The sequence below is a fragment of the Occallatibacter sp. genome, assembly GCF_049802275.1.
In the GTDB taxonomy this organism is placed as follows: domain Bacteria; phylum Acidobacteriota; class Terriglobia; order Terriglobales; family Acidobacteriaceae; genus Telmatobacter.
Genome location: NZ_JBARMD010000478.1, coordinates 1 through 9,454 on the forward strand (window position 1 = coordinate 1; position 9,454 = coordinate 9,454).

Below are 9,454 nucleotides of genomic sequence, written 5' to 3' on the forward strand. Positions count from 1 at the left end.
CGGGCGCCTCCTCTTCTGAATGGCGAAGGCCGACTCCGCCGCCACCGGAACCTTCCAGGCTGCGTTCAACGGGTATCAACTCAAGTTGAAGGCCCGGATCGGCCTCGTTTATCTGCTGCTCGTTGCGGTTGGCGGTGATCAACCTGTGGATGAGGACTTCCACGGGGGCGAGTGGCAGCAGAGACATTCTGACTCCGCTTACGGCTGTATCGACGACCTTGAAGTCGGCACGGCCATAAGCCAGCGAGCCGTTCCAGGAGCGTGATTCAACGAAATAGGCGCCGCTGGGCAGCCATGCCTCCCAGCTCTGGTCATCTTCTTTCCAGCGCATCGACGCGTTTACGCTGGCGCCGTTATAGCTGTGGACATCGATGTTTTGCCGCTGGCCCGGCGGTGCGTTCACAGCAATGGAAACACGGTGGAACGGCTGGCGCGTGATGGAGATTTCTACGTCGGCGTGCTGTCCCCGCGCGAGCGACAAGAGGCCGTCGCTGCCGGTGCCCATTGCGGATGGATAACAGGTGGTGGGATATCCGTAGATGACGCTGGCAATGGGGGCGACTCCGAAGTGTTCCTGTGCCTGCTGGCTGCATAACAAGTAACTGGCAGGGGAATCCAGTCCATAGATTTGGAAGGCGCCGTTGGTGTCTGTTTTGGCCTGCCCGGCAAAACTCCACCAGAGATGACCATTCCTGTACTCGGACTTGAAGGCGCGGAAGTAGAGGTCGCCAGGGTCTCCACCATTGGAAATTGAGACGTGTCCGGTGATGATCGCCAGCGGTGTCAGCTTGAGAGTGATCTCAGGAGTGTCGGGTTGAACCTGCACCGGGAACGCGTCCGCTCCCTGGACATTTGAATAGCCGGGACGCCGCGCCTGCAGCTGCGTGTATCCGCCGCAGGGAAGGTGGAGTTCGAAGCGGCCCTCGTTGTCCGTCAGCATGGCATCCCACTGGCCGTCTACGAGGGCACGCTCTATCGGCTGGTTTGTCAGGCTGTCTCGGACGACTCCGCTGATTTTGCAAAGTTCGGATGATGGTTGGGTGGGAGATATGCGCAGTTGCGCCAATGCGCTGGAGGTGAGTGTCGCCGCCATGAGGATGAAGAGAGCGGGCGCACATGGAGAATTCGTTCGACCAGGCAATCCAGTAACTCCCAATCAGCGATTCAGAACAATCACCTTGAAGAGAACAACCGGTACTTGCGAAAAACAATGAAACAGGAGAGACACTGTTTGGACGTTAAACAACGAAAATCATAATCGAGCACCCATAAGAAAATGAAAAACGCAGCCCCGGAATCGCGTTTTCCCACCCAAGCGGCGCTTGGATGGGACACCCCATGGTTGTGCGGATTGATGCAAAACGCAATCGCAGATCCTTCGACTTCGCTCAGCGATGACAGTCTTGTCGCTGGGAGTGACCGGGATCACGATGGACGGGATGCGGGTTCGTTGGAGACCTGTAGAGTTCCGAATGGGAAAAGGGTGCGGAAAAATGCAGACAGCAGTTTATGGGAACTGTGTTCCGAGCGCAGCCGTAGTTAGAATCAGGCGGCCATCATGATGACAGATCTGAGAGTTGCGTTTCGAAAGTTGTGGAAGTCACCCGGATTTACGGTGACAGCGATTGTGACGCTGGCGCTTGGCATTGGCGCGAACGCTGTGGTGTTCAGCGTACTGAATGCAGTAGTTCTGCGGCCGGTGAAGGTGCCGAATGCGCAGAATCTCTATGAGGTGCAGCGCTTTCAGTATCCATCGCATTCCTATCCTGATTACGTCGATATGCGGGACCGGAACCGGACGTTCGAGAGCATGGTGATGTCGCAGATTATGGGCCCGGTGGGAGTGGATACGGGGGGAAGTCCGTCGACTGCGTGGCCCTACCTGGCGAGCGGAAACTATTTCGACGCGCTGGGGATTCAGCCCTATCTTGGGCGCTTCTATCATGCCAACGATGAGAAGGGGACCGGCAGCGCTCCGTATGTTGTGCTGAGTTATGCGTACTGGCATGGCCATTTTCATGGCGATGCCGGTGTGGTGGGGCGGATGGTGCAGATCAACAAGCACCAGATGACGATTATCGGTGTAGCGCCTCCGGATTTTCGGGGTACAGAGCTATTCTTTGCGCCTGCAATGTGGATTCCGATGGTGGAGCAGCCCATGATCGAGGGCTACGACGCGCTGAACCAACGCGGCAATCACAACGGGTTTGTGGTGGGACGGCTGAAACCAGGGGTGACGGCGAGACAGGCGACGGAAGATCTGAACACGCTGGGAGCGTGGCTCTCGAAGACGTATCCGGCGGACGATGATGGTGTGAAGTTCACCCTGGCGCGGCCCGGGTTGATCGGGGACATGCTGGGTGGTCCGGCACGTGCGTTCATGGCGGGGCTGATGCTGCTGGCGGGGTTGATCCTGCTGGCCGCGTGTGCAAACCTGGGAAGCTTGTTTGCAGCGCGAGCGGCGGACCAAGCGAAGGAAACAGCATTGCGCCTGGCGCTGGGGTCGCGGCGGGGACTGATCCTGCGGCAACTGCTGACTGAAGCGGTGATGGTTTCGCTGGCTGGGGGAGCGCTGGGACTGGCAGGAGGCGTGGTGGTCTTGCGCTTTCTAAGTACGTGGCAACCGATTCCGGATACGCCGATCAACGTGCCGGTGAATCCGGATGCAGGCACCTACATCGTGGCGCTGGTGCTGGCGCTGGCGAGTGGATTGCTTTTCGGTATGGTACCGGTGCGGCAGGTGCTGCGTGCCGATCCGTGGCAGGTGATTCGCACGGGCGCGGCAAGTGTCAGGGGACTGCGGCGGTTTACCCTTCGCGATGTTCTGCTGGCGGTGCAGATTGCGATTTGCGCGGTGCTGGTGACGTCGTCTCTGGTGGCGGTGCGCGGGCTGGCGCGATCGATGCATAGCAACTTCGGATTTGTGCCGCAGAACGTGATGCTCGCGGGGACTGAGCTGCATATGTCGGGCTACGCTGACGACCGGGAGCTGCAGATGCAGCAGCGCATGCTGGAAGCGGCTGAGAACATTCCGGGAGCGACGGCTGCAGGCTATGTGGACCACCTGCCGCTTGGCCTGGAGGGTGGCGACTCGTTTGTCTACGCCGACAGCACCACGGATTACCGTCCGACGAATGTGGCTGCGGATGCGATGGATTATCACATCTCGCGGGGCTATATCCAGGCGGCAGGCACAACTCTGCTAGCAGGCCGAGACCTGAGGATGCAAGACGACGCCAAGGCGCCGAAGGTGGCGCTGGTCAACCGGCAATTTGCGGTGAAGGTTTTTGGTTCGGTGAGCAAAGCCATTGGCGGGCATTTCAAGTTCAATGGCGGTCAGCGTGCGGAAGTGGTGGGTGTGGTGGAAAACGGAAAATATCGTACCCTCACCGAGGAGCAGCAGCCGGCGATGTTCTTCTCGTTTCTACAGGAGCGGTCAAGCAACACGTGGCTGCTGGTGCGGTCGAACCGCGATCCACAGGAGATTTCGACGGCGCTGGAGAAGGCTCTGCACGGGCTTGATTCGGCGATGCCAATCGTGGTGAGACCGTGGACCCAGGCTATGGGTTCAGCGTTGTTTGCCGCACGGGTGGCGTCGGTCGCTCTCGGTGTGCTGGGGCTGCTGGGCGCGATGCTTGCGGTAACCGGGATCTTTGGTATGGCTTCCTACACGGTGAGCAAGCGGTTGCGGGAACTAGGCATTCGCATGGCGCTTGGTGCGAGGCGTAAGCAGGTGCTGCGGACGGCGCTGGGGCGTGCGTTCATTTTGCTTTCAGTGGGCTCCGTGGCTGGACTGGTGCTGGGGCTTCTGGCGACGAAGGTGCTGTCGTTCATCGTGTACCAGGCTGCGCCCAATGATCCGGTGGTGCTCGGCGGAGTGGTTTTCACGATGCTGATGCTCGGGTTAGTAGCTGCATGGATTCCAGCGCAAAAAGCTCTGGCGGTCAATCCGGTGAAACTGATGCGGGAGGAATGAGCTTCAGGCTTTTTCGCGCATTTGTCCTGATCGTGCTTCAGGCTTTCTACCTCTCGCTGTGTCGATGGGGCCCTGGTCCAGGGGCATCGGTGAGGGGCCTGCGCGTTCAATACCGAATCTACCTCGTTGAATACCCCCCGGGCTGCCATCCCGCCACTTCATTGAGCCTCTGTCTCGTCTGAATGTGATCGGGCGAGAAGCGGTCATTGCGATGGCGATTCGTTGGAGTGCGCAAATTGCAGCGTGACTGGGGACGGCAAAGCACGGCATTCGACGGCAAAGAGAGGAAGCGGTGCGGATTCTGCACATTGCTGCTTGAAGATACCGGTCAAAATGGCACATCGTGACCGTGCATTTGAAGGTGAATCCCGGCTTCCGGAGGTCTCTGATGACAAACAATTCCCCTGTTTCGGTACGCATCCTCGTACTGCTTGTTTTGGTTTCAACCACTTGCGCTTTGGCCCAGGATCATAGGCCAGTGCACCTCAGCGGGCTGATCAACGATTATTCGCCAGCGGATCCGACGATCAGCGGTAGCCCCTATGAAATGCATGGACAATGGTCAATGGACATCGACCCGGGACGGGGTACTGCTGACTTCTCAGCGGATATGACGATGTCCGGCTATGGGACTACTAACGGCGTCCTCGATGCTACCAAGGGAGGCGCAGGAGCTCACACGCATCACGTCAGCCTGAAAAACGCCAAGATCACCTGGAACATGACGGGCTGCCCCATTTACGGCTCATCGCCGCCCAAAATGGGCTTTCAGTTTACCGACACGGTCGTCCTGATGACGGGGAACGGAAACAATGCGCCCTTCGAGACGACTCCGCCTTCATCCACACTGCACGTTTGCATCATGGGAGGGGATGATATCCAGTACTCAGTCCCCACTGCGAACATGACGATGCAGTTCGGGGGGCTCGCGGCCACGAAACATTTCGGACAACAGGCCATTCATGGCGTGGTGCGCGACGCATCAGGCGAGCCGTTTGGGGATCACCGATAAACGGATTGATGCTAGCCAGCATGGGACGGGGCCTGCACGGTCCGTCCTCGCGCTCGGATCATCGCTAGCATGCATAACGTTGATCGGGTATTTGGAGCAATTACTCAGATTGCCGGTAGCCAGGCGAGAAGAGGAGGTCCACGGTGCGTAGGAGACTAACGTGGCTGGCGATGTGTAGCGCGATCATCTCCATCACGGCTCTCCGTCAACCCGGTCGGGCCTCGGCAACGACACCTGAAAGGTGTAAAAGCACTTTGGTCGCGGTGGGCCGGTTCAGCGAAATCGATGTGCTTAGCCACTCCATCCCGTCAAAACTCGAGAATGCGCGGCAGAGAGCGAATGTCTGGCTTTCGTTGCAGAAGACCGAGGGATCGTCAGACTTATACGTGGAACAGAATGCGTTGCAGCCGCGCGGAAGCACAGGCTGGCACACTCACCCTGGGCATAGCATGGTCATCGTCACGATGGGAACGGTGACGGCCTACGAAGGGGACGACCCCGGCTGTACACCCCATGTCTACAAACAGGGAATGACGTTTGTGGACCCCGGTGGTGAACACGTGCATATCATCAGGAACGAAAGCGACTCGGCGGCACAAACCATCGCAGTTCAACTCATTCCCGCAGGTTCGACGCGTCGGATCGACGCTGCCTCCCCAGGAAACTGTCCGTTTTAGCAAAACGAAATGTTTTGGACTGAATAGATGCCGATGTTAGTCTTTGCCGAAAAAGTGATTTGCCTGGGCGAGTTCCGGAAGGTCTGAATCCGCGTGGCTGCAATTCATGAGCAGGCTGCGGAAATGCTGCTCCGCAGTACTCCGCAGTCCCGCTTGCTCAGCGGAAACCGCGGCGCCGTATTCCGCTCTGAAGCGTCCCGGGGCGGATTTCAGCGCCGATTCATAGGCCGCCAACGCGAGATTCGGCTGCTCTGCCAACAGCAACATATCGCCCAACATCTCCGACGCGGGAGCGATCGAACCCGGAGTGACAGGCGATTTTTCGATTGCATCTTCCATGGCTGCGGCGGTTCTCATCTCCTGCAAGGCCGCAGTGTGATCGCCTTCCGCCCACTTGATCCAGGCGATCACAATCTCCATTTGAATATTCACCTCGTCAGCCTCGTTGTCGCCGCGCTGTGTGAGTATGTCGTGCAGTAAGAGCTGGCGTTGCATGTCAGCCTGTGCCGCCTTGATGTTCGCAGACCTGGCTGCACCAAGTGCGCGCGCGAAATAGAGAGGCGCTTCCGTCGACGCGTATGCGTCCCCTGGCGAAGTTTGCGGAGGTAATGGAAGGGCGGCGGCGCTGCTCCACTGCTTGCGCTCGATCCAATAACGGGCTGGTATGGCCGCTGTGGCGTAGAGCCCGGCATATCTGGCCGCATCGCCCGGCTCAACAACAGGAAGTTGCTGGGTAAGTTTGCGGGCTTCCGTTACGCGTCCTGTTTGCAGATATGCATAGACGAGGTAATCCAGAGCGTGCAACTCGTCGCCAGCCATCTTTTGCTTGCGCGCGCTGGCAGCCGAAGCGAGGTTTGAGGCAATGGATTCGTTCCATAAGCCAAGCCTCGTAAAAATATGAGAGGGCATATGCAGGGCGTGAGGCGAGTCTGGTGCGATCTGGGAATACCGCTGCGCCGCGTTCAAGGCCTCCTGAGCCAGCACTGGATTGTCGTCGGCATGGATAATGTAGTGCGCGAGACCCGGATGTTCGGGCTGCTGCAGCAGGATAGGCTTGAGAATCTCGGTCGCCCTCTTTTGATTCGCGTAGGTCTTGTCGTTGAGGGGAGCATTCGCGATCAAAGATAGGGCATAAAAGATGGCCGCTTCGGTGTCCTGCGGATACCGGCTGTGCAGTGACTCCATCGCAGTCTCATAACGCTTGGCACGGACGCTATGACTTTCTATGTCCGCATTTTGATAGAAACCCTGAATAGCACCCAGATAGTCGCGCTCTCTTTGAGTCTTCGGTCCCATCGCCAGACCTTTTTGGGCTGCTTCCAGGCCGATCCTCAGATCGTCTCCGGTCGGAGGATCCCACAACTCGCGATAGTGGCTCATCGCAATGCCCCACTCCGCCATGCTGCACGCGGAATCCTTGCTCAGGACGTCTGCGAATAACTGCGCTGACTTTTGATAGCCAAAGGAATGTAGAGTCGCCACCGCCAGATCAAATTCGTCGTGCACCTCAGGACTGCATGACGTCTCGAATTGGACTGTTCCCATCCGATCCGGCTGAGCCGACACACGATCGTGCTGTTGTGCGCATTCCACCCGGACCGTTGTAGACAGCAGGAAGGCCAGGAACAGTGCGAAAACACTTCGCATAACCCGCGTCTCCTCAACCCATGGATCATACTAGGCCGTGTCGCAGGATTCCCCGGTAGGAATCTCCTGATGAGGCTTGAGTTGGGTCGCCGACTCTCTGACGCTCCCACCCCAAGAACGAAAGACGTTATGGACCCCGGATGGCGGCGTTGACCTGATTGCACGGCTTCGGGATACAGCAACCCGGGAGTCCCTGTAAACTGAATTGCCATGGCAGTCGAAAGTCCTTCCACCTCTCCCCTCCGCGTCGCAGCAGATATCACCCAACTTGTTGGCCATACACCGATGCTTCAACTGCGCAGAATTGTGCCGGGTTCGTCGGCGGGGGTATTTGCCAAGCTTGAATTTCTGAATCCTGGTGGAAGCATCAAAGACCGGGCGGCCCTGGGCATGATTCTGGATGCCGAGGCGAAGGGCCTGCTGCGCAAAGGCTCAACGATTGTTGAAGCTACGGCGGGAAATACCGGCGTTGGATTGGCGCTGATCGGTGTGAACCGCGGGTACAAGGTGAAGCTGTTTGTGCCCGAAGGGTTTGCGGAAGAGAAGTGCATCCTGATGCGAGGGTTTGGTGCCGAGGTAGTGCGCACGCCGGAGGCCGAGGGAATGGCCGGGGCAATTCGCGAAGCCAACAAAATGGCGGATTCGATTCCGGCCGCATTCATGGCGGGGCAATTTACGAATCAGTCGAATCCGCAGTTTCACCATGACACGACTGCCGCTGAAATATGGGAGCAGATGGAAGGGCGCGTGGATGGGTTTGTTGCGGGAGTGGGGACGGGCGGAACGTTCTCAGGAGTCGCGCGGTATCTGAAGGAGAAGAATCCGGCGGTGATTGCCGTCGCAGTGGAGACAGAGGGTTCTATTCTGCAGGGCGGAGCGCCGGGGAAACATCGCGTGGAGGGCATTGGCGTTCACTTTGTTCCGGAGACGTTTCATCGCGATGTGTGCGACCGGGTGATGATGGTGAGCGATGATGATGCGTTCGCGATGGTGAAGCGGCTCGCGGCGGAAGAAGGGCTTGTGGGTGGATCGAGCGCGGGTGCAGCGGTGCATGCGGCGGCGGAACTGGCACGAGAGCTCGGCGCGGGCAAGCGGGTGGCGACGATCATTCCGGATTCGGCGGAGCGGTACTTATCGAAGAAGATCTTTGAGGGCGGAGTGTAGAGGCAAGGGAATAGGCAATAAGGAGCAGTTTGCTGAATAGAAATTCCCCGCAACAAGTTGGCAGAAATAGCTCATCCGCCATTGGTCATCGAAGGCCGGGTGTACACACTTCAGGCATCGCACGCATTTTCGTGCGCAGCAGACGATATTCTTCCCGGCGTTTCCAGCTTGAATGAGATTCGTTCTCGCTAGGCGCGTGTGCTGGAGGGAGTGCAGCCATCGTGGCCGCAGGTACACATGATTTCGGTTTTGTCGCCGATGCCTTCACAGTGGGCGCTGCAATATTTCTGCTTTTCGGGTGGAATGCAGCCACAGGCTGGATTTGCGCATTTCTTGGGGGTATTGGCCATGTTCTACTCCTCGGTGCCCATGTGGCCCGGGTATAGGGCGGTTCGATGCGGAGTTTCCGCAAAGGGATGGCAGCGTTGAGTCACTTGCGCCCGGCAACCGGTGCTCCGCGATAAGCTAGAAGCCAGGAGCAAGCAGCCAGCAAATTATCATGTCTGAGCCCAAATACGCCACACTCGCCGTGCATGCAGGGCAACATCCTGACCCTCTGACCGGCGCCGTTAACGTACCGGTTTACCTTTCCTCTACTTTTGAGCTGACCGGCATCGGCACCGATAAAGGCTATGACTATTCGCGTGCCGGAAACCCCACGCGCGACCGGCTGGAGTCCGCTCTCGCGGCGCTTGAGGGCGGCACGTCTGGCCACGCATTTGCCAGTGGCATGGCGGCCATTTATGCGCTGGTGGCGACGCTGCATGCGGGGGACCACGTGCTTGTTTCAGCCAACGTGTACGGCGGAACCACGCGGCTCTTCAACATGATCGTGCAGCATTATGGGATCGAGATCCAATATGTGGATACGGCGGATTTGGATGCGGTGAAGGCGGCGATCAAGCCGAATACAAAGCTGATGCACATTGAGACGCCAACCAATCCGCTGATGGTGCTGACGGATATTGCGGCGGTGTG

7 protein-coding genes are annotated in these 9,454 nt (G+C 58.3%); 5 read left to right on the forward strand and 2 right to left on the reverse strand.

Annotated elements, in window-relative coordinates:
- A partial coding sequence (locus WA354_RS16730; RefSeq protein WP_472814163.1) for a peptidase associated/transthyretin-like domain-containing protein occupies positions 1 to 1,141 on the reverse strand: 1,141 nt, incomplete at its 3' end.
- 417 nt (positions 1,142 to 1,558) lie between these two features.
- On the opposite strand from WA354_RS16730, the gene WA354_RS16735 reads away from it, so the two are divergent.
- The 3 genes from WA354_RS16735 (at position 1,559) to WA354_RS16745 (ending at position 5,665) form a co-directional block, all read left to right on the forward strand.
- A complete protein-coding gene (locus WA354_RS16735; RefSeq protein ID WP_472814164.1) occupies positions 1,559 to 3,976 on the forward strand; it encodes an ABC transporter permease in 2,418 nt (805 codons plus the stop codon).
- Positions 3,977 to 4,364: 388 nt separating this feature from the next.
- Positions 4,365 to 4,988, forward strand: coding sequence for a hypothetical protein (locus WA354_RS16740; RefSeq protein ID WP_472814165.1), 624 nt, complete (start codon positions 4,365 to 4,367; stop codon positions 4,986 to 4,988).
- Between the two features lie 143 nt (positions 4,989 to 5,131).
- Positions 5,132 to 5,665 (forward strand): cupin domain-containing protein, encoded by a 534-nt coding sequence (locus tag WA354_RS16745; RefSeq protein WP_472814166.1) that lies wholly within the window; start codon positions 5,132 to 5,134, stop codon positions 5,663 to 5,665.
- A 36-nt stretch (positions 5,666 to 5,701) separates the two neighbouring features.
- On the opposite strand, the gene WA354_RS16750 is transcribed toward WA354_RS16745, so the two are convergent.
- Positions 5,702 to 7,312: a hypothetical protein gene (locus WA354_RS16750; protein WP_472814167.1), complete on the reverse strand. Its 1,611-nt coding sequence runs from the start codon at positions 7,310 to 7,312 to the stop codon at positions 5,702 to 5,704.
- Between the two features lie 210 nt (positions 7,313 to 7,522).
- Here WA354_RS16750 and cysK point away from each other — a divergent pair, with 210 nt between their 5' ends.
- Entirely contained in the window at positions 7,523 to 8,476 is a 954-nt protein-coding gene (gene cysK / locus WA354_RS16755) for a cysteine synthase A (RefSeq protein ID WP_472814168.1), read from the forward strand.
- A 499-nt stretch (positions 8,477 to 8,975) separates the two neighbouring features.
- The coding region (locus WA354_RS16760) for a PLP-dependent transferase (protein ID WP_472814169.1) at positions 8,976 to 9,454 on the forward strand (479 nt) is incomplete at its 3' end.